This is a genomic window from Rhizobium sp. S163 (assembly GCF_030380805.1).
Taxonomy (GTDB): domain Bacteria; phylum Pseudomonadota; class Alphaproteobacteria; order Rhizobiales; family Rhizobiaceae; genus Rhizobium.
The window spans coordinates 470692-491733 of record NZ_JAUDSA010000003.1; the positions used below are offsets into that span (position 1 = coordinate 470692).

General features: G+C 60.8%; 17 protein-coding genes. 9 read left to right on the forward strand and 8 right to left on the reverse strand.

The features are described 5' to 3' along the window. The first annotated feature begins 157 nt into the window (after positions 1–157). From QTL96_RS02425 to hspQ, 3 genes are all read left to right on the forward strand, one after another. Positions 158–496 (forward strand): P-II family nitrogen regulator, encoded by a 339-nt coding sequence (locus QTL96_RS02425; RefSeq protein WP_018900556.1) that lies wholly within the window; start codon positions 158–160, stop codon positions 494–496. A gap of 56 nt (positions 497–552) precedes the next feature. Beyond that, the gene (glnA, locus tag QTL96_RS02430) at positions 553–1962 is read left to right on the forward strand and encodes a type I glutamate--ammonia ligase (RefSeq protein ID WP_018900557.1); all 1410 of its coding nucleotides are present in this window, start codon (positions 553–555) and stop codon (positions 1960–1962) included. 150 nt (positions 1963–2112) lie between these two features. Beyond that, the gene (hspQ, locus tag QTL96_RS02435) at positions 2113–2442 is read left to right on the forward strand and encodes a heat shock protein HspQ (protein ID WP_018900558.1); all 330 of its coding nucleotides are present in this window, start codon (positions 2113–2115) and stop codon (positions 2440–2442) included. Between the two features lie 125 nt (positions 2443–2567). Here hspQ and QTL96_RS02440 read toward each other — a convergent pair whose 3' ends face one another. Further along, positions 2568–3221 (reverse strand): invasion associated locus B family protein, encoded by a 654-nt coding sequence (locus tag QTL96_RS02440; RefSeq protein ID WP_111563521.1) that lies wholly within the window; start codon positions 3219–3221, stop codon positions 2568–2570. Between the two features lie 268 nt (positions 3222–3489). Here QTL96_RS02440 and QTL96_RS02445 point away from each other — a divergent pair, with 268 nt between their 5' ends. Both QTL96_RS02445 and QTL96_RS02450 read left to right on the forward strand, forming a co-directional pair. Continuing rightward, a complete protein-coding gene (locus QTL96_RS02445; RefSeq protein ID WP_289726548.1) occupies positions 3490–5295 on the forward strand; it encodes an extracellular solute-binding protein in 1806 nt (601 codons plus the stop codon). Between the two features lie 102 nt (positions 5296–5397). Next, positions 5398–6069, forward strand: a complete 672-nt coding sequence (locus QTL96_RS02450) for a DsbA family oxidoreductase (protein WP_289726549.1) — start codon at positions 5398–5400, stop codon at positions 6067–6069. Between the two features lie 70 nt (positions 6070–6139). Here the strand turns inward: QTL96_RS02450 and mfd are convergent, their stop codons facing one another. Both mfd and QTL96_RS02460 read right to left on the reverse strand, forming a co-directional pair. Next, the gene (gene mfd, locus QTL96_RS02455; protein WP_289726550.1) at positions 6140–9643 is read right to left on the reverse strand and encodes a transcription-repair coupling factor; all 3504 of its coding nucleotides are present in this window, start codon (positions 9641–9643) and stop codon (positions 6140–6142) included. Beyond that, positions 9643–9957: a succinate dehydrogenase assembly factor 2 gene (locus QTL96_RS02460; protein WP_026283364.1), complete on the reverse strand. Its 315-nt coding sequence runs from the start codon at positions 9955–9957 to the stop codon at positions 9643–9645. Before QTL96_RS02460 ends, mfd begins: the two co-directional genes overlap by 1 nt. A gap of 91 nt (positions 9958–10048) precedes the next feature. Here QTL96_RS02460 and recG point away from each other — a divergent pair, with 91 nt between their 5' ends. After that, positions 10049–12154, forward strand: a complete 2106-nt coding sequence (gene recG, locus QTL96_RS02465) for an ATP-dependent DNA helicase RecG (RefSeq protein ID WP_289727155.1) — start codon at positions 10049–10051, stop codon at positions 12152–12154. 52 nt (positions 12155–12206) lie between these two features. Here the strand turns inward: recG and QTL96_RS02470 are convergent, their stop codons facing one another. Next, entirely contained in the window at positions 12207–14078 is a 1872-nt protein-coding gene (locus QTL96_RS02470; protein ID WP_289726551.1) for a L,D-transpeptidase family protein, read from the reverse strand. A 404-nt stretch (positions 14079–14482) separates the two neighbouring features. Between QTL96_RS02470 and fumC the strand changes: the two genes are divergently transcribed. Beyond that, on the forward strand, positions 14483–15874 hold the full coding sequence (gene fumC / locus QTL96_RS02475; protein ID WP_289727156.1) for a class II fumarate hydratase: 1392 nt from the start codon (positions 14483–14485) through the stop codon (positions 15872–15874). A gap of 45 nt (positions 15875–15919) precedes the next feature. Here fumC and QTL96_RS02480 read toward each other — a convergent pair whose 3' ends face one another. Further along, positions 15920–16354 carry a hypothetical protein gene (locus tag QTL96_RS02480; RefSeq protein WP_289726552.1) on the reverse strand — a complete coding sequence of 145 codons (435 nt, stop codon included), beginning with the start codon at positions 16352–16354 and terminating at the stop codon, positions 15920–15922. Between the two features lie 251 nt (positions 16355–16605). Here QTL96_RS02480 and QTL96_RS02485 point away from each other — a divergent pair, with 251 nt between their 5' ends. Then, positions 16606–18213 (forward strand): fumarate hydratase, encoded by a 1608-nt coding sequence (locus QTL96_RS02485; RefSeq protein WP_289726553.1) that lies wholly within the window; start codon positions 16606–16608, stop codon positions 18211–18213. A 4-nt stretch (positions 18214–18217) separates the two neighbouring features. Here the strand turns inward: QTL96_RS02485 and QTL96_RS02490 are convergent, their stop codons facing one another. Next, positions 18218–18499, reverse strand: coding sequence for a hypothetical protein (locus QTL96_RS02490; protein WP_289726554.1), 282 nt, complete (start codon positions 18497–18499; stop codon positions 18218–18220). A 284-nt stretch (positions 18500–18783) separates the two neighbouring features. Here QTL96_RS02490 and QTL96_RS02495 point away from each other — a divergent pair, with 284 nt between their 5' ends. Then, positions 18784–19851, forward strand: coding sequence for a GGDEF domain-containing protein (locus QTL96_RS02495; protein WP_289726555.1), 1068 nt, complete (start codon positions 18784–18786; stop codon positions 19849–19851). Between the two features lie 31 nt (positions 19852–19882). Here QTL96_RS02495 and QTL96_RS02500 read toward each other — a convergent pair whose 3' ends face one another. After that, positions 19883–20494 carry a pyridoxamine 5'-phosphate oxidase family protein gene (locus QTL96_RS02500; protein ID WP_289726556.1) on the reverse strand — a complete coding sequence of 204 codons (612 nt, stop codon included), beginning with the start codon at positions 20492–20494 and terminating at the stop codon, positions 19883–19885. A gap of 100 nt (positions 20495–20594) precedes the next feature. Next, entirely contained in the window at positions 20595–20969 is a 375-nt protein-coding gene (locus tag QTL96_RS02505) for a DUF971 domain-containing protein (protein WP_113199950.1), read from the reverse strand. Positions 20970–21042: the final 73 nt, after the last annotated feature.

The window sequence follows — 21042 nt, forward strand, 5'->3', positions numbered from 1 at the left end:
ACAAAAAAATCGTTGAAATTGCTGAAAATCGCTCGACTTTCGGTCTCCGGCTGCCATTTCCACGAAGATTCCGCTTTCCAACTGGCACGATAACTGCATTCTATCGGGGGGTGGGTATGAGCCTGCTATAACGGGAGAAGCGGAGAGTCATTTTCTCATGAAAAAGATCGAAGCGATCATTAAGCCCTTCAAGCTGGACGAAGTGAAGGAAGCCCTTCAGGAAGTTGGCCTGCAGGGGATCACAGTCACGGAAGCAAAGGGCTTCGGTCGCCAAAAAGGCCACACGGAATTGTACCGTGGCGCGGAGTATGTCGTCGATTTCCTGCCGAAGGTGAAGGTCGAAGTCGTCCTCGCCGACGAGAATGCGGAAGCCGTCATCGACGCCATCCGCAAGGCCGCGCAGACGGGCCGTATCGGCGACGGCAAGATTTTTGTATCCAATATCGAAGAAGTCATTCGTATCCGTACCGGCGAAACCGGTGTCGATGCGATCTGACCTGTTTGGTCCAGGCGAGGCAATCGTCTCGTCTTCTCAAATGAAGGAACCATTTTATGGCGACCGCAAGCGAAATCCTCAAGCAAATCAAGGATAACGACGTCAAGTTTGTTGACCTGCGCTTTACCGATCCCAAGGGCAAGCTGCAGCACGTCACGATGGACGTGGTTTGCGTCGATGAAGACATGTTCGCCGATGGCGTCATGTTCGACGGCTCCTCGATCGGCGGCTGGAAGGCGATCAACGAATCCGACATGGTGCTGATGCCCGACACGGAAACGGTCCACATGGACCCGTTCTTCGCGCAGTCCACCATGGTCATCCTCTGCGACATTCTCGATCCGGTCTCTGGCGAAGCCTATAACCGCGATCCACGCGGCACCGCCAAGAAGGCCGAAGCCTATCTGAAGGCATCCGGCATCGGCGACACCGTCTTCGTCGGCCCCGAAGCCGAATTCTTCATCTTCGACGACGTTCGCTACAAGGCTGACCCGTACAACACCGGTTTCAAGCTCGATTCGACCGAACTGCCGTCCAACGACGACACCGAATACGAGACCGGCAACCTCGGCCACCGTCCGCGCGTCAAGGGCGGTTACTTCCCGGTTCCGCCGATCGACAGCTGCCAGGACATGCGCTCCGAAATGCTGACGGTTCTCTCGGAAATGGGCGTCGTCGTCGAAAAGCATCACCACGAAGTGGCCGCTGCCCAGCACGAGCTCGGCATCAAATTCGACACGCTCGTCCGCAACGCCGACAAGATGCAGATCTACAAGTACGTCGTGCACCAGGTCGCCAATGCCTATGGCAAGACGGCAACCTTCATGCCGAAGCCGATCTTCGGCGACAACGGCTCGGGCATGCACGTCCACATGTCGATCTGGAAGAGCGGCAAGCCGAGCTTCGCGGGTGATGAATATGCGGGCCTCTCCGAGAGCTGCCTCTACTTCATCGGCGGCATCATCAAGCATGCCAAGGCGCTGAACGCCTTCACCAACCCGTCGACGAACTCCTACAAGCGTCTCGTCCCGGGCTATGAAGCACCGGTTCTGCTCGCCTACTCGGCGCGCAACCGCTCGGCCTCGTGCCGCATTCCGTTCGGCAGCAACCCGAAGGCAAAGCGCGTCGAAGTCCGCTTCCCGGATCCGATGGCGAACCCCTACCTCGCCTTCGCCGCCATGCTGATGGCCGGCCTCGACGGCATCAAGAACAAGATCCATCCCGGCAAGGCCATGGACAAGGATCTCTACGACCTGCCGCCGAAGGAGCTGAAGAAGATCCCGACGGTCTGCGGTTCGCTGCGCGAAGCGCTGGAAAGCCTGGACAAGGACCGCAAGTTCCTGACCGCCGGCGGCGTCTTCGACGACGACCAGATCGACTCGTTCATCGAGCTGAAGATGATTGAGGTCATGCGCTACGACATGACCCCGCATCCGGTCGAATACGACATGTACTACTCGGCGTAAGCCTCAGAAAGCCCCGGTTCGCCGGGGCTTTCGTCTATTCGATGTCACGGAAGCCTCGCGCGGATGTGACACTCATGTGACGAGTTCTCGCACAAATCTTGATTTGAGTGAGATCAATCACCAAATCAGGTGATGAAAGGAAGTCGTACCATGAAAGAAAGACTAGCTAAGTTCAGTATCGGCGAAGTGGTTCGGCACAAGGTATTTCCGTTTCGCGGCGTCATCTTCGATGTCGATCCGGAATTCGCGAATACGGAAGAATGGTGGAATTCTATTCCCGCCGACGTGCGCCCCAGCAAGGACCAGCCCTTCTATCACTTGCTCGCCGAAAACGAAGAAAACGAATACGTCGCCTACGTATCCGAACAGAACCTGATGAATGACGAAAGCGGCGAACCGCTTCGCAACGAACAGGTCTACCAGATTTTCGATATGGCGCCGACGGGACAGTTCAAACCCAAGATGAGCTTCACCCACTAAGCCGCTGCATATCCATTTCAAACCCCGCCCTCCCAGCGGGGTTTTTCTTTGGCCGGAACCCGGACCGCAGGCAACAAAAAACCCGGCTCGAAGCCGGGTTTCTCGACAATCCATGAGGATCGAAATTACTGGGCCTTGGCGGCCTTCTGGGCGTCTTCAAGCTTCTTGCGCGCTTCATCGGCCTTCTTCTGCATGCTGTCCTGCAGGCTCTTCTGGCTTTCAGCGAGCTTGGAAGCGGAAACCGCTTCGCCGTCGAATGCGCCGGTGAAGCCTTCAAGCGAAATCTTGATCGGGTTCGGCGCACGGCGGAAGTTGATCGAGGTCAGAACCAGATCGGTGCCCTTCTTCAGGCTGGCGACCATGGCGTCCGTCAGCGGGATCTGCGCAACGCAGCGATCCGGCATGCACATCAGATAGTCGATCTTCTGCGGCTTGCCGCCGTCGATCTGCATGCCGATGCCCGGAGGGATCAGACGTGCCGGAGGAACGGAAACCTGCAGGCTCTTGTTGTTGACCTTGCCGGAAACGGTGATGAGGCCAACGCCCGTAACGAGCTGACCGCCGGTGGCCAGAACAACGTTCTGCACGACGCAGACGTCGTTGTCTTCCTGCTTGTTGCAGGTCTTGTACCAACCAAGGCGCGGTGCGCCAGCAGCCTGTGCGCCAGCGTCGGCAGACGCGTCCTGCGCATAAGAAGACACCGGAGCCACTGCGGCGCCAAGCATCACTGCCATTACGGACAGGGCTGCCCGTGTTTTCTTTTCAGACTTGAACATCATAACGAATTCCGTCTCCTGATATCCCGTTGGGACAGCCCATTTGCCGTCCTCACCAACAGGGTTGTTCGCATCTGACCTCTTAAAACAATGAGGCAAATGCATGACCCCCCGACTTCGGGGTCCCTGTTACATCGCGTTGCTGGAGATTTCCAGTGTTTCTTTGGCCTTTTGGGTGTCGCTGGAAAGAATTTGCCGTGGATGGTGAATTGGGCCGGCCGCATGATAGTCTTCGCGCGAATCGCGCCGTTTTCCGGAAAGGATTTCGACTATGCTCCGGATCGTTCTCCCCGTCGTCTTCACCCTGGTTTGCGGGGCAGCCGCTGCCGAGCCCGTGCATGGGATTGCAATGCACGGCGCCCCTGCTCTGCCTCAAGATTTCAAGCACCTGCCCTACGTCAATCCCGACGTGAAGAAGGGCGGCAAGATCTCCTATGGCGTCGTCGGCACCTACGACAACCTGAACCCCTTCATCCTGAAGAGCATGCGCACCACGGCGCGCGGCATGTGGGACCCCGAATACGGCAATCTGGTCTATGAAACGCTGATGCTGCGCTCGCGCGACGAGCCCTTCACGCTCTATGGCCTCCTGGCGCAATCCGTCGAATGGGACGACGACAGGACCTATATCCAGTTCAACCTGAACCCGGCCGCCAAATGGTCGGACGGCCAGCCGGTCACGTCCGATGACGTCATCTTCTCCTTCAACATCCTGAAGGAGAAAGGCCGCGTGCCCTTCAGCACGCGCCTCAATGCCGTCGAGAAAATGGAGAAGGTCGGCGATCACAGCGTCCGCTTCACCTTCAACGACAAGGCCGACCGCGAATTCCCGCTGATTCTCGCCGGCTCGACGCCTATCCTCCCCAAACATGCGATCGACGCGGAGAATTTCGACCGCTCGACGCTGAAGCCGCTGATTGGCTCCGGTCCCTACAAGATCAAGTCGCTGAAACCGGGCGAAAGCATCACCTTCGAGCGCGACCCGAATTACTGGGGCAAGGATCTCCCGGCCAAAGTCGGCCTCGACAATTACGATCAGATCACCGTGCAGTATTTCCTGCAGGACACGACATTGTTCGAATCGTTCAAGAAGGGCGATGTCGATATCTATCCGGATGGCAGCCCCGGCCATTGGGCGAGCGCCTATAATTTCCCCGCGGTCACATCGGGCAATGTCGTCAAGGACACCTTTCAGCCCAAGCTGCCGTCAGGCATGTTCGGCTTCGTCTTTAATACCCGCCGGCCGCTCTTCGATAATGTGAAGCTGCGCGAGGGCCTGTCGCTGATCTTCGATTTCGAATGGGCGAACAAGAACCTGTTCTCCAGCGCCTATATCCGGACGCAGAGCTACTGGCAGAACTCCGACCTCTCCAGCTTTGGCGTGCCGGCCGACGAGCGCGAACTGAAGCTGCTCGGCCCGATCAAGGATCGCATCGATCCCGCCATCCTCGATGGTACCTACAAGCTTCCCGTGACCGACGGTTCCGGCCGCGATCGCAACGTGCTGAAGCAGGCCGTCGAGCTCCTGAAACAGGCCGGCTATACGATCAAGAACGGCAAGATGAGCGACGCCAGCGGCCGCCCGCTCGCCTTCGAGATCATGACGCAGAACACTGACCAGGAAAAACTCGCGGTCTCCTACCAGCGCTCACTGCAACTGCTCGGCATCAACGCCTCGATCCGCACGGTGGATGATTCGCAGTACCAGAGCCGCACCAACACCTTCGACTACGACGTGATCGTCAAATCCTTCACCTCGTCGCTCTCACCGGGCATCGAGCAGGTCGGCCGCTGGTCGTCGGCCTCGCGGGATCGCGATGGCACCGACAATTTCGCAGGCGTTGCCGATCCCGATATCGATACGCTGATCCAGCATATCCTCAATGCGCGTTCGGCCGAGGATTTCACCGCCGCGGTCCGCTCGCACGACCGGCTGCTGCTGTCAGGTCACTACGTGCTGCCGCTCTACCATGTCGACAACCAGTGGGTCGCCCGCAGCAAGCGTATCGGCCACCCCAACCAGGTGCCGCTCTACGGCTACCAGCTGCCGGCCTGGTGGGATCAGAGCGTCCAATAACAGGTGGTTCTCTTTTCCTGCCTGGTTGAACTGGCCACTCGCAGCGACTAGATGGCTTCAAACGCCCGTTTGGGGCCAAGCAAACCCGGGAAAGGAAAGCCCATGGAACGCATAGTCATCGACGTCGTCTCGGATGTCGTCTGCCCCTGGTGCTATCTCGGCAAGGCGCGGCTGGAGCTGGCGATCGCCGAAGTCCAGGACGAAGTCGGCGTCGACGTCAACTGGCGCCCCTATCGCCTCAACCCGGATTACCCGGCCGAAGGCGTCGACCAGAAGGCTGCGCTTGAAAAGAAGCTCGGCGGTGCCGAGCGTGTTGCCGAAGGTCACAAGATGCTGACCGAACTCGGCCGCGAAGTCGGCATCAACTTCAACTTCGAGGCCATCAAGATCGGCCCGAACACGCTCGACGCCCACCGCGTCATTCACTGGGCGATGATCGAGGATCGCGACAAGGCTGACCGCGTGGTTGATGGCCTGTTCAAGGCGAACTTCGAGCAAGGCCTGAATGTCGGCGATCACGCCGTGCTGCTCGATATCGCCGAGAAATCCGGCCTCGACCGCGCCGTGACCGCCTCCCTGCTCTCATCGGATGCCGACAAGGGTCTCGTCGTCGAGGAAATCGAATCGGCACAGAAGATGGGCGTCAACGGCGTCCCCTTCTTCATCTTCGACCAGCAATACGCCGTCAGCGGCGCCCAGACGCCTGATGTCATCGCCGGCGCGCTACGTGATATCGCCAAGGCCAAGGCCGAAGCCCGCGCCGGGATGAACTGATCGACCGGTTTTTCGATATTGTTGCATGCAAATCGGGACGGAAAGCTGAGGCCTTCCGTCCCGATTTGCTTTAGCCCTTCGCCAGCTCCGCCAGCTGCGTCATGATCACAGCCGCTCCCTGCAGCCGCTTCTCCGGCGTCGGCAGGTCGCGGGTCAGGAACACGCTGTGGTCGGGGCGGATCTTCGCCATCGAGCCCTGCTTGGCGATATAGCCGACCAGATTGCCGGGGTTCGGGAATTCCTTGTTGCGGAATTGGATGACCACGCCCTTCGGCCCGGCATCCACCTTCTCGACATTGGCGATGCGGCAGAGCGACTTGACGTAGACGATCTTCAGGAGATGCTGCACCTCGATCGGCATCGGCCCGAAGCGGTCGATCATCTCGGCGCCGAAGGCATCGATCTCCTTGAGCTCGGTGATCTCGCCGAGGCGCCGATAGAGCGCCATGCGCAGATGCAGATCCGGAACGTAGCCATCGGGGATCATCACCGACGTGCCCACCGAAATCTGCGGTGACCAGCCGGTATCCTGAATCTCGTCGACACCCTTCACCTCGGCCACCGCCTCTTCCAGCATCTGCTGGTAGAGCTCGAATCCGACTTCCTTGATATGACCGGACTGCTCCTCGCCGAGCAGGTTGCCGGCGCCGCGAATATCAAGGTCGTGGCTTGCAAGCTGGAAGCCGGCGCCGAGCGTATCGAGCGATTGCAGCACCTTCAGCCGGCGCTCGGCCGTCGCGGTCAGCACCTTGTTGACGGGCAGCGTAAACAGCGCGAAGGCGCGCACCTTGGAGCGACCGACGCGGCCGCGCAGCTGGTAGAGCTGCGCCAGGCCGAACATGTCGGCGCGGTGCACGATCAGCGTATTGGCCGTCGGCACGTCGAGGCCGGATTCGACGATCGTCGTCGATAGCAGCACATCGTAACGCCCCTCGTAGAAGGCGTTCATGATGTCCTCGAGCTCACCCGGAGGCATCTGGCCGTGGGCGATGGCGACCTTCAGTTCCGGCAAATCGGACTGCAGGAAGGCGTGAACCTCTTCGAGATCAGCCAGACGCGGGCAGACATAGAAGCTTTGGCCGCCGCGATAATGCTCGCGCATCAGCGTCTCGCGGATCACGAGCGAATCGAATGGCGAGATGAAGGTGCGCACCGCCATGCGGTCGACCGGCGGCGTGGTGATCAGCGAGAGCTCGCGCACACCGGTCATCGCCAGCTGCAGCGTCCGCGGGATCGGCGTCGCCGACAGCGTCAGCACGTGAACGTCGCTCTTCAGCTCCTTCAGCCGCTCCTTGTGCTTGACGCCGAAATGCTGCTCTTCGTCGATGATCAGCAGGCCGAGATTGGCGAACTGGATGCCGGAGCCGAGCAGCGCATGCGTGCCGACGACGATATCGGTCTTGCCGTCCGCGATCTCCTTCTTCGTCAGCGCCAGCTCCTTGGAGCCGACGAGGCGCGAGGCCTGCTGCACGCGCACCGGCAATCCGCGGAAACGCTCGGAGAAGGTCTTGAAGTGCTGGCGCGACAATAGCGTCGTCGGAACCACGACCGCGACCTGAATGCCGTTCATCGCCGCCACGAAGGCCGCGCGCAGCGCAACCTCGGTCTTGCCGAAGCCGACGTCGCCGCAGACCAGGCGATCCATCGGCCGCCCGGCGCCGAGATCGGAGCGCACCGCCTCGATGGCGTTGTCCTGATCTTCGGTTTCATCATAGGGGAAGCGCGCGGCGAACTCGTCGTAGAGCCCCTCCGGCGTCGTCAGCACCGGCGCATGCCGCGTCAACCGCTCGGCGGCGATGCGGATCAGGCCATCGGCCATATCCAGCAGGCGCTTCTTGAGCTTGGCCTTGCGCATCTGCCATGCGCCACCGCCGAGCTTGTCGAGCTGAGCCTCCGTCCCCTCGCCGCCATAGCGTGACAGGAGATCGATGTTTTCGACGGGAAGGAACAGCTTCGCCTCGTCGGCATATTGCAGCTCCAGGCAAGCATGCTGCGCGCCCGCCGCCTGAATGGTCCTGAGCCCGATGAACCGGCCGATGCCGTGCTCGGCGTGAACCACGACGGAACCCTCGTCGAGACCCGCAACCTCGGAGATGAAGTCGGCGGCGCGCTTGCGGCGCTTCGAGCGGCGCACCATGCGGTCGCCGAGAATATCCTGCTCGCCGATGACGACGAGATTGCCCACCTCGAAGCCCGTCTCCAGACTGTAGACGCCGGCCGCAGCCTCGCCCTGCTCGAGCTTGTCGATTTCCTTCAGCGCCGCGATCGGCTTGACCCGCGCCAGCCCGTGCTCAGCGAGAACTTGCAGCAAGCGCTCCAGCGACCCTTCCGTCCAGGCGGTGATCAGCACCTTGGAGCCGCTGGCCCGCTTGTCGGCGATGTGCTTGACGACGACGTCGAACACGTTGACGCGCTCGGCGTTGCCGCCACCTTCAGCGCTCGGCCGCGCCCAGCGTTCGCCCTGCCGGGCATCGAGATTGACGACGCGGCGCGCCTCGCCTTCGTGCTCGTTGAACGGCGTGATCCGCATCGCATCGAAGGCGTCGAGCGTCGCCGCAAACGTCTTGCCGTCGAGATAGAGCTGGCCGGGCACCACGGGCTTGTAGGGCGTGCCCTGCGACATACCCTTCACCGGCTTGCCCGAATTCAGGCGCGCATCGTAATAGTCGAAGACCAGCTTCGAGCGCTCCTCGGCCGCCTCGCGCACCGTATGGTCGGTGACCAGGCGGAAGCCCTTGAGATAGTCGAACACCGTCTCCAGCCGGTCGTAGAACAGCGGCAGCCAGTGCTCCATGCCCGGATAGCGCCGCCCTTCCGAGATCGCCAGATAGAGCGCGTCGTCGCGGGTCGCGGCCCCGAAGGTCGAGAGATAGTTCTTGCGAAAGCGGCTGATCGTATCAGGCGTCAGCGTCACTTCGCTCATCGGGTTGAGGTCGAGCGAGCGCACCTGCCCCGTCGTGCGCTGGCTGGCCGGATCGAAGCTGCGGATGCTTTCCAGCGTATCGCCGAAGAAATCGAGCCGCACCGGCTCCTCCGAGCCCGGTACGAAAACGTCGAGAATGCCGCCGCGCACCGCGTATTCGCCGACTTCGCGCACCGTGGCGACGCGGTCGAAGCCATTGCGCTCCAGCCGTCCGGCGATATCGTCCATCCGCACCTGGTTGCCCGGCCGCGCCGAGAAGGTCAGGCTCTCGATCACATCCTGCGGCGCCACCTTCTGCAGCATGGCGTTGACGGTCACCAGCACGATCGCCGCATGCGGCTTCTTGCGGTGCGCGATCAGCCCACCGAGTGCGGCGAGCCTACGCGCGGAGGTGTCTGCGCTCGGTGACACGCGGTCGTAGGGCAGACAGTCCCAGGCAGGCAGCGTCAGAACGGGGATATCGGGCGCGACGAAACCGAGCATCTGCTCCAGATCGGCCATGCGCTGCCCATCCGAGAGCACATAAGCGACGGGTGCGCCGGCGCGGGCAAGCTCGGCCAGCAGCATCGGCTCCAGTCCGGCAGGCACATTGCCTATCGTCAGCGGCACGTTCAGCGCCGTCAGCTTCTTCGCATCAAAACCGGGGATCATCATCCATTCCTGGGCAGGCTGTCGGCGGGGTATTCGAAATCGGGCTTGTAGGCGCACAGGCGCGTAAACATCGGTGTCTGGAAACGCTCAGGGATCGGCCAGGTTCCCATGATCCAGCGCACCAGATCATTATCCTCTTCCGCCATGATCGTCTCGAACTCGTCGAGTTCCGCATCCGAGAGCCCCGCGATCTCGCGCTCGGCAAACTGGCCGAACACCAGATCCATCTCGCGGATGCCGCGATGCCAGCAGCGGAACAGTATCCGGCGGCGGCGGGGATCGAGATCGGCGCTCGAGAGTGTGACACCTGTCATGGCATAGCTTCCTGTTGATGCGCCTCTATAGACCCTCGAAAGCGGCTTGTCAGCCTTGCCAAGCACGCATTGTTCGTCGCATTTTGCCGGCATGCGCCCCGCCATTCTCGATCCGCTGTTCTCCTCCGTCTCCGGCCTGCCCGGCGTCGGCCCGAAGATCGCCGAACTGCTCGCCAAGCTCTTCGGCCGCGAGACGCCGGAGGATTGCCGTGTCGTCGATCTTCTCTTCCATGCGCCGCACTCGCTGATCGACCGGCGCAACCAGCCGGGCATCGCGCGCGCGCCGCAGGGCGCCATCGTGACCATCACCGGCCGCGTCGACCGCCACCAGCCGCCGCCGAACAAGAAGAGCAACGTTCCCTACCGCGTCTTCCTGCACGACGAGACCGGCGAACTGACCCTCGTCTTCTTCCGCGGCCAGTCGACATGGCTGGAAAAACAGCTTCCTCTCGACGAAGAGGTCACCGTCAGCGGCAAGATCGACTGGTTCAATGGCCGCGCCTCGATGGTCCACCCTGACTACATCGTCAAAGCCAGCGAAGCGGAGAACCTGCCGCTGGTCGAACCGATCTACCCGCTGACGGCGGGGCTTTCGCCGAAGACGCTGCGCAAGATCATCGAAGCCGCCCTGCCGAAGACGCCTGAGTTCCCCGAATGGATCGATGCGGCGCTGGCCCAAAAGCAGGGCCTGCCCTCGACCGCGGATGCCTTCCACGGCCTGCACGAGCCGCGCGACCCCGCCGATATCGATCCGCAGGCGCCGGCCCGCCGCCGCCTTGCTTATGACGAATTCCTGGCCGGCCAGCTGTCACTGGCGCTGGTGCGCCAGCGATTGCGCAAGGTCGCCGGCCAACCGGTGCATGCGACGGGCCATCTCAGCCGCCAGATCCTCGAAGCCCTGCCGTTTTCGCCCACGGCTAGCCAGACCGAGGCGATCGCGCAAATCCTGAAGGACATGGCCGGCGACGACCGCATGCTGCGCCTGCTGCAGGGCGACGTCGGCTCCGGCAAGACGCTGGTGGCGCTGATGGCGATGGCCGCCGTCATCGAAAGCGGCGGACAGGCCGTGCTCATGGCACCGACCGAAATCCTCGCCCGCCAGCATCACGCGACCATCGCCAAATACACGGCCGCCGCAGGTATCCGCATCGAGGTGCTGACCGGCCGCACCAAGGGCAAGGAACGCGACGAGATTCTCGAGCGCATAGCTTCCGGCGAGGCCCAGATCGTCATCGGCACCCACGCGCTGTTCCAGGATACCGTCAACTACAAGAACCTGATGCTGGCTGTTGTCGACGAGCAGCACCGCTTCGGTGTCCACCAGCGCCTGCGCCTGACCGCCAAGGGCATCACGCCGCATATGCTGGTCATGACCGCGACGCCGATCCCGCGCACGCTGGTGCTCGCCGCTTTCGGCGATATGGACGTCTCCAAGCTCACCGAGAAGCCCGCCGGCCGCAAGCCGATCCAGACGATCACCATCCCCACCGAGCGCATCGGCGACATCGTCGGACGCCTGAAGGCGGCACTCGCCGATGGCAAGAAGGCCTACTGGATCTGCCCGCTGGTCGAGGAATCCGAAGAGAGCGACCTGATGTCGGTCGAGGAGCGACACGCCACGCTCGTCTCTGCCCTCGGCCCAGGCATCGGCCTGATCCACGGCCGCATGAGCGGCGCGGAGAAGGACGCGGTGATGATGGCGTTCAAATCCGGCGAGATTCGCCTCCTCGTCGCGACCACGGTCGTGGAAGTCGGCGTCGACGTGCCGGATGCGACGATCATGGTCATCGAGCACGCCGAGCGTTTCGGTCTGGCACAGCTCCACCAGCTGCGAGGCCGCGTCGGGCGTGGTGACGAGGCCTCCACCTGCATCCTGCTCTATCGCGGACCGCTCGGCGAAACCGGCCATGCGCGTCTGTCGATCATGCGCGATACGGAAGACGGTTTCAGGATTGCCGAAGAGGATTTGAAGCTGCGTGGCGAAGGCGAGCTTCTGGGAACGCGGCAGTCGGGAACCCCGGGTTTCAGGATTGCCAGCCTAGAGGCGCATGCCGATTTGCTGGAGATCGCCCGCAAGGATGCGGCCTATCTGATCGAGCGTGATCCGGACCTGACGTCCGAAAGGGGCAACGCCGTGCGTACCCTGCTCTATCTCTTCCGCCGCGACGAAGCGATCCGCTTCCTGCACGCCGGTTAGTTCATCGAATATTGAAACGCCGCGCGACCAATTGGCCGCGCGGCGTCTGAAATCAGATCTGGGCGCCGCGTGCCTTGGTCGTGGCGTCGAAGGCCTTTTGGACGTAGGTGTCGCGGTCGTAGACGTCGTTGAAATACTGCACGACGCCGTTCTTGTCCGGCCAGGCCGTGAAGTAGGCGATGTAGACGGGGAACTTCTGCGGCACCTGCACCGCATGGTTCTTGCCGGTCGCGATTTCCTGACCGATCTTGTCGACCGTGGTGTTCAAGACGGCGGCCGCCATCGCGCGCGGATCGGCGAGACGCACGCAGCCGTGGCTGAGCGCACGCATGTCACGCTTGAAGAAGCTCTTCGAAGGCGTGTCGTGCATGTAGATCGCATGCGCGTTCGGGAACAGGATCTTCAGTTCGCCAAGTGCATTGTCACCGCTTGGTGGCTGGCGCACGGAGACGTTCGCGGTCGAACCGTACCAGTCGACGCTGGACGACGGCACGGCGCGGCCGCCGACGGCGACTTCATAGCCCATGCGATCGAGATAGTTCGGGTCGGAGCGCAGCTTCGGCAGCATCTCGTTGATGATGATCGACTGCGGCACGCCCCAGAACGGGTTGAATTCGACCGTCTGGATCTGATCCTGGAAGAAGAACGTCTGGTGCGACGGCTGGCCGATCACCACGCGCATCGACAACTGTTCCTTGTTGTCGTTGTTGTAGTAGACCATGAAGGCCGGCTGGTTGATGAAAACATAGCGCGGGCCGAGATCGGCCGGCAGCCAGCGGGCCTGTTCCATCGCCACAACAACCTTCTCGATCTTCGAGCTGTTGCTGTCGCCGCCGGTCATCGTGCGAACGGTCGCCTGGCCGACGATGCCGTCTGGCTTCAGGCCATGTTCCTTCTGGAAGGCTTCGACCAGCGTCACGATCTCGGGCGAGTAGTCGATACCGCCGGTGTAAGCAGCCAGCGTCGCCGCGTTCTCGCTCTTCAGCGCGGCCGAGCCGTGCTTGTCGATCGCCTTGACGATGTTGGGGATTTCCGAAGAGGTTTCGCCGGGATGCAGAACGCCGCTGAGTTCGATCTTGATCGGCTGCTCGCCATTGCCTTCGCCCTTCAGCTTGGCAAGCTCGGCCTGCAGTGCTGCGAACTGCGGACCATTCGGCGTGCGGCTCGAGAGATAGGCGCCGACATCGGGGCTCATCCGCGCCAGCTTCAGCACCGGATCGAGATTGACCGTCTTGCGGGCGAAATCGTGATAGCCGGAAAGCTTGTTCGGGTCGACGCGGCCACGGATCGTGTCCTGCACGTAGGCCAGAACCTTGGCCGACAGCGCCAGCTCGAACTGCGTCAGCGCGCGGTCGCGCATCGCAGGATCAGGATTGGCCGGATCGACAGCGGGAACCTCGACGGCATAGTCGGCCGGGTCGAGACCGACGGAGCCGGCATTGGCGAGGAACGCCATCGCTGCCTTGGCCCGATCGTTGACCTCGGTGCCTGTCAGCCAGACCAGTTCGTTCTTGCTGTCGCCGTAATAGGTCTCGAGAGCCTTGGCGACTTCGACAGGGGCGCGAACCTTCGCATCGATCAGATAGCGACGCTGCACCGACGGCGTGGCATCGCTCGGCGTACCGACAGCGGCGACCGCGCCGGTGACGACCGGATCGGTGAACTTGCCGGTATCGACAAGCCGCATCGGATCCACCTTGTAGGTGTAATAACGCGGTGCGGACACCTTCGGCAGCGGCGCGCTGGTATTGACCTGCGGCGGCAGCACTTCGGGAGCCGGGTTGATGATGGTGCTCTGGGTGCGGGCACGATCACCTCGGATCATGTCCATCAGCGTATAGGCATGCGCGGGTGCGACACCCATAGCGGCCATGCCGCAGGAAAGTGCCAGTGCGGAAACCGCACCTTTCAAGAAGAATCTCATGCTTTTTCCAGTCCCAGTCTCATGCTGTCTTCGGTCATGGGCATCGCCCAGCTCAAACTCTTTTACTCACCCGTCGCTGTCAGGTGACATGGCAGAAACGGGACGCCACCGCCAGCCTCGAAGAACTCACTCTTCCGTAACGTAGCAAACCCGCCGCCTCCCGGCAGTTCACACAAAATTATGAAATTATTGGTTAATTTTTTACTTTATTTTCGCCTGCTCACACAGTCCCCCAAAAGACGTTGTTAGATAAAAAATAAGACGTGGCCAAAAAACCACGTATAGCGCAGCCACTAATATGACTTCACGGCTCATATTTTTTGATCGCCGCTGTTTTCTTGGGCTGGCTTGAGACCTATAAGACGGCATCTCCGCAGCCGCTCACGCGAAAGAAAGGCATGGCCATGACTTCCACCCGTATCGAAACCGATACTTTCGGCGAGATTGAAGTACAAAGCGACAAGTATTGGGGCGCGCAGGCGCAGCGCTCGCTCGGCAATTTCAAGATCGGTTGGGAGAAGCAGCCGCTGTCGATCGTGCGCGCGCTGGGCATCGTCAAGCAGGCCGCCGCCCGCGCCAACATGGCGCTCGGCAAGCTCGAACCGGCGGTCGGCAACGCCATCATCAATGCCGCCCAAGAAGTGATCGACGGCAAGCTCAACGACCACTTCCCGCTGGTCGTCTGGCAGACCGGCTCAGGCACCCAGTCGAACATGAACGCCAACGAGGTGATCTCCAACCGCGCGATCGAAATGCTTGGCGGCGTCATGGGCTCGAAGAAGCCGGTGCATCCGAACGACCACGTCAACATGAGCCAGTCGTCGAACGACACCTACCCAACGGCCATGCACATCGCCTGCGTCGAGCAGATCGTCCACCACCTGCTGCCGGGCCTGAAGCATTTGCATGCCGCACTCGACATGAAGGTCACCGAGTTCAGCCACATCATCAAGATCGGCCGCACCCATACGCAGGACGCAACGCCGCTAACGCTCGGCCAGGAGTTCTCCGGCTACTCCGCGCAGGTCGCCTCCGCCATCGCCAATATCGAGCTGACGCTGCCGGCACTCTCCAAGCTCGCCCAGGGCGGCACCGCCGTCGGCACCGGCCTCAACGCGCCCATCGGCTTTGCCGAGAAGGTCGCGGAAGAGATCTCCACTATTACCGCCCTGCCCTTCGTCACCGCGCCGAACAAGTTCGAGGCGCTGGCCTCGCATGACTCGATGGTTTTCGCCCATGGCGCGATCAACGCGGCGGCGGCTGCCCTCTTCAAGATCGCCAACGACATCCGCTTCCTCGGCTCCGGCCCACGCGCCGGCCTCGGCGAACTGTCGCTGCCGGAAAACGAGCCCGGCTCCTCGATCATGCCAGGCAAGGTCAACCCGACGCAGTCGGAAGCGCTGACGCAGGTCTGCGCCCACGTCTTCGGCAACAACGCCGCGCTCACCTTCGCCGGCAGCCAGGGTCACTTCGAGCTCAACGTCTACAATCCGATGATGGCCTATAACTTCCTGCAGTCGGTGCAGCTGCTCGGCGACGCCGCCGTCTCCTTCACCGACAATTGCGTTGTTGGTATCGAAGCCCGCGAGGACAATATCCGGAAGGGCGTCGAAAACTCTCTGATGCTGGTGACGGCGCTGAACGGCCGCCTCGGCTACGACATCTGCGCCAAGATCGCCAAGACCGCGCACAAGAACGGCACGACGCTCCGCGAGGAAGCCGTCGGCGGCGGTTACCTGACGAACGAAGAGTTCGATCAGTACGTTCGCCCGGAAACAATGATCGGCCCCAAATAAACTGACCACTCGCTCGATCGCGCTCGATTTAGAGCGCGATCACAGCTAGCGCGACAATTGCTGAATTTTGTCTCGCACGTCGCTGGGAAGAAACGCCTCAAGCTCTGGCTCCGGCCAGTAGTTTTCTATGCAATCGATATCGCGGCCACCACATTCTATTGATAAGCCGTTGTAGCCGCCGCCCGCTATAAAAGCTGCTTGTATCCAGCTTGGCAGCTCTTCAGCATAGTGCCTGGGCAATATCTCAACAGCATATACAGATGATGCTTTAGAGTCGCACCAGATCGACTCTAAGCGCCTCGCCATTAGCTCGGGCATCCTGTCGATAACTTTCCGCATCCGGGCGAATTCAGATGCAACGTTATAGCGACTAGATAGCACAACGCCCTTGTAAGCTATGTCGCCATGCGGCGCCTTCACCCCAGCATCTTCGTAGTCAAATCGTGACTGCTCGGCGACGAGCCGCGCCAGTTCGTTCATATGATTCTCATCAAAAACATCTGACAAAGCGAGACCTCCACATCGACTCGAGAACGAGAAGCTAGCATCAAAAGAACACAAAGAGAACGGCAACATTAAATGCTACCGAAGACCTCTTTACTCGTCTTCAACAGCAGTGTTCTTCGTCCATTCATGAGCCTTTTCCGAAGGTTTTAGAATGATTGCAATTCGCACATTGCCCGCATAGACCGTCTGCGATTTCCATTCCGGCCCGCATGAAAGGTCATTCGATGGCTGACGATCTCTTCCCCCTCGGCAAAGACTCCACCCAGTACCGCAAGATCAGCAGCGACCACGTCTCTGTCGACAGCTTCAAGGGCCAGGATATCCTGACCGTCAAGCCCGAGGGTATCCGTCTGCTGGCCGAGACCGCCTTTGCCGACATCAACCACTTGCTTCGCCCGGGCCACCTGAAGCAGCTCGCCTCGATCCTCGACGACCCGGAGGCGACCGACAACGACCGCTTCGTGGCCTACGATCTTCTGAAGAACGCCAACATCGCTGCAGGCGGCATCCTGCCCATGTGCCAGGACACCGGCACGGCGATCATCATGGGCAAGAAGGGCCGCCGCGTCTGGACAGAGGGCGAGGACTATTCGGCGCTCGCCAAGGGCGTGATGGACGCCTACGAGAAGAAGAACCTGCGCTACTCGCAGCTCGCCCCGATCAAGATGTTCGAAGAGAAGAACACCAAGAACAACCTGCCGGCCCAGATCGACATCTACGAGGAAGGCACGGACGAATATAATTTCCTCTTCGTCGCCAAGGGCGGCGGCTCGGCCAACAAGACCTTTCTTTATCAGGGCACGCCCTCGTTGCTGACCCACGACCGGATGATCGACTTCCTCAAGGAGAAGATCCTCACATTGGGTACGGCAGCCTGTCCTCCCTACCATCTGGCGATCGTCATCGGCGGCACCTCGGCCGAGATGAACCTCAAGACCGTCAAGCTCGCCTCGACGCGTTATCTCGACGATCTCCCGACCGAGGGTTCGGAAAGCGGCCACGCCTTCCGCGACGTCGCGATGGAAAAGGAAATCCACAAGCTGACGCAGCAGATGGGCGTGGGCGCGCAATTCGGCGGCAAGTATTTCTGTCATGACGTTCGCGTCATTCGCCTGCCCCGCCACGGCGCCTCGCTGCCGATCGGCCTCGGCGTTTCCTGTTCCGCCGACCGCCAGGCAAAGGGCAAGATCACCCGCGAGGGAATCTTCGTCGAGCAGCTGGAAACCGATCCGTCGAAGTATATGCCCGAGATCGACGAGGCTAAGCTGTCGGAATCGATGATCAAGATCGATCTCAACCAGCCGATGGCCGATATACTTGCCGAACTCAGCAAGCATCCGGTGAAGACCCGCCTGTCGCTAACGGGCACCATCATCGTCGCCCGCGACCTCGCGCATTCCAAAATCCGCGAGCGGCTGGAAAAGGGCGAAGGCATGCCCGATTACATGAAAAACCACCCGGTCTATTACGCCGGCCCGGCCAAGACGCCCGCCGGTTACGCCTCAGGCTCCTTCGGCCCGACCACGGCCGGCCGCATGGACTCCTACGTGGACCAGTTCCAGTCCTTCGGCGGCTCGATGATCATGCTCGCCAAGGGCAACCGTTCGCGCGCGGTGCGCGAGGCATGCAAGACCCATGGCGGCTTCTATCTCGGCTCCATCGGCGGCCCCGCCGCCCGTCTGGCGCAGGATTGCATCCGCAAGGTCGAGGTGCTGGAATATCCCGAACTCGGCATGGAAGCGGTGTGGAAGATCGAGGTCGAGGACTTCCCCGCCTTCATCGTCACCGACGACAAGGGCAACGACTTCTTCCAGGAATTCAACCTCGGCTGATCGTTCAGTGGGCGGTTGCGGTCACGCCGCCAGCCACTTCGCCTTTGCTTGTCGCGATGTAATCGCTCGCGACAAGCACATCTTCGGCATTGATGCTTGCCAGTATTTCCGAAGTAAATGCGCCATGAAAGAAGCCTTGTTGCTGGATCAGGAAAAGAGATCCGGCAATAACAGCGGCAGCGAGCACGGCTGGAGGCGAGTTATGGGACGTTTGCATGGCCTGTTGCTTTCTCATGGCGCCGATGCGGTGCCTTGAAGCACAAGTTGCCACTTCTTTATCGTTCACAAAAGAGCCGATATCAGAAACCGATTGTCAATGGATCATTGACAGCGATGATGTCTGGCGAATATTTCGCCCAGCTCACCTAAAGAAAGATACCCTCAGGACGCGTAGGCATCCTCCACCTCCGCTTGGATTCCGATATAAAAATCATATGGATAAGAACAAGTCGGCCAATTCGAATAAAATTCACATGTAATCTCTGGTATATCCAACCTTAATCATTTCAAAACAATTGTAGCTTAAGAAATAAGAGAAGACTTTTGAGATGTACCATAAGGAGTGGCCGGATGACGACGGCTGTGGCGCCAAAGACGCAGGTTCCCGATGTGGCGAGCCAGATCACTTTTGCGATGCGCTCCATGGGTGTTGCGCCCATTCCGCGAAACTATGAACTGTTCTACGAAGCCTATATCGGCTCCAATCCGGCGCTGACGCGCGATCTCGCAGCCCTTGGCAACCAGGCGACCCAGGAAGAACTGGACGAACTCGGCGCGCAGCATTTCAGCCACGGCGCCGGCCGCGTCTTCGACGACGCCCACACCCGCATCGCCGCCGAACTCGAATCGGTACTGCGCGTCCTGCGCCAGGAGCAGACCTCGCTCGAAAGCTACAACAGACTGCTCGGCGAGACCTATAACCGGATCACCTCCAAGAACACGTCCAGCGTCGACCTCATCCAGAATGCGCTGCATCTGCTGACCGAGGCGACTGGAACAACCATGGCGCATGGTGAGCGCACGGTCGAAAACGTCGTGCAGCGCTCCAACGAAATGGATCAGGTTCGCAAGGAACTCGACGAATACAAGCGCATCGCCAACACGGATTCGCTGACCCGCCTCTCCAACCGCCGCGCCTTCGACGACCGCCTCGCCGCCGTCTTCAACAATCCGGCCATGCGCCCGATCACGGCGCTTGTTCTGGCCGATATCGATAACTTCAAGAAGATCAACGACACCTACGGTCACCCCGTCGGCGACAAGATCCTCGCGACAGTCGCTTCGGTCATCCGCGCCAACGTGCGCCGCGATGTCTTCGTCGCCCGCACCGGTGGCGAGGAATTCGCGCTGATCATCGAAGGCAACACGGCCGACGAAGTCATGGCCGTCGCCGAGCGCATCCGGCGCACGCTTGAAGCCACGCCGTTCAAGAATTCCCGCACCCGCGTCAACTATGGACCGGTCACGGTGTCGGTCGGCATCTGTATGGCATCGAGCGCCGAGGATGCGGGCGAGCTCTATCACAAGAGCGACGTCGCCCTCTACGGCGCCAAGAACGCCGGCCGCAACTGCAGTGTCCTCTTCGAGGACGGCATGCAGAAGGATTTCACCAAGAGCTGGCTGATCTACAAGGCCTGAGCCGCGACGAACCGCGGCCTTATATCGAACGCTACCACATCGTCCTGGCCGCGCGAGCGGCCCATTCGCGATCATACGTCTCGTGATCGAACGCTTCCGTCGCCGCCTTCAGCATCAGGCCTGGCGTTGGAAGGCCTTTCGGATCGACGAACTTGTCGGGGTTCCAGAGCTCGGAGCGGATCAGCGCCCGCGCGCATTGGAAATAGACCTCCTCGATCGTCACCACGATAACCGTGCGCGGATGCTTGCCGTCCATTTCGAAAGAGGTGAGCAGCGCCTCGTCGTTCGAAACGACGCCGCGCCCGTTGATCCGCATCGTCGTATTCGATCCCGGGATGAGAAACATCAGGGCAAGTCTGGGGTCACGTACGATGTTCGACAGCGAATCCACCCGGTTGTTGCCGCGCCAGTCCGGCATGTGCAGCACCTTGTCGTCGATAACGCGCACGACGCCGCCGAGGTCACCGCGCGGAGAACAGTCCAGCCCCTCAGGACCGACCGTCGCCAGCGCAACAAAAGGCGACGCCTCGATCATCTGCCGGTAGAGCGGCGTCAGGTGGTCGGTCACCTTCGCTACGGACGCTTCCGACAAGCCGCCGCCGTAGATGGCGGCCAGTTCTTCGACGGTTTCGATGATTTTCATGGTCGTGCCATCACCTTGTTTCACTAAAGTAATTAGCCGCCTAAGATGACGCCGGCGTGACACGCGTCACCCTGACTTACGGATAGCTCGCACGTCGTGATCAGCGCGGCTTTTCCGACGTGTCGCGGGTCATGCCCTTCTCCCGCAGCTCGTTTTCGTAGGCAGCGAAAAGCTCTTCGCCGCGCTCACCAAGCTCGTGCAGATACGACCACGTGAAGATACCGGTGTCGTGCATGTCGTCGAAACCGATCCTGACGGCATAATTGCCCGTGGGCGTCATCGAGATGATCGCGACGTTGCGCTTGCCGGGAACGGTGACCTTCTGGCCCGGCCCATGGCCCTGGACTTCCGCCGATGGCGACAGCACGCGCAGCATCTCGGCGCTGAGCGTGAAACTCTCACCATTATTGAAGGTGATGACCAGCTGCTGCCGATCCTTTGTCACCTTCAGCTCTGTCGGCCAGATGTCGCTCATGATGGTGCTCCTCTTCGTTTCGAGGAATAGGCAATGCGCCTCTTTGAGGCAAGTTCAATTTAACGTATGCGCG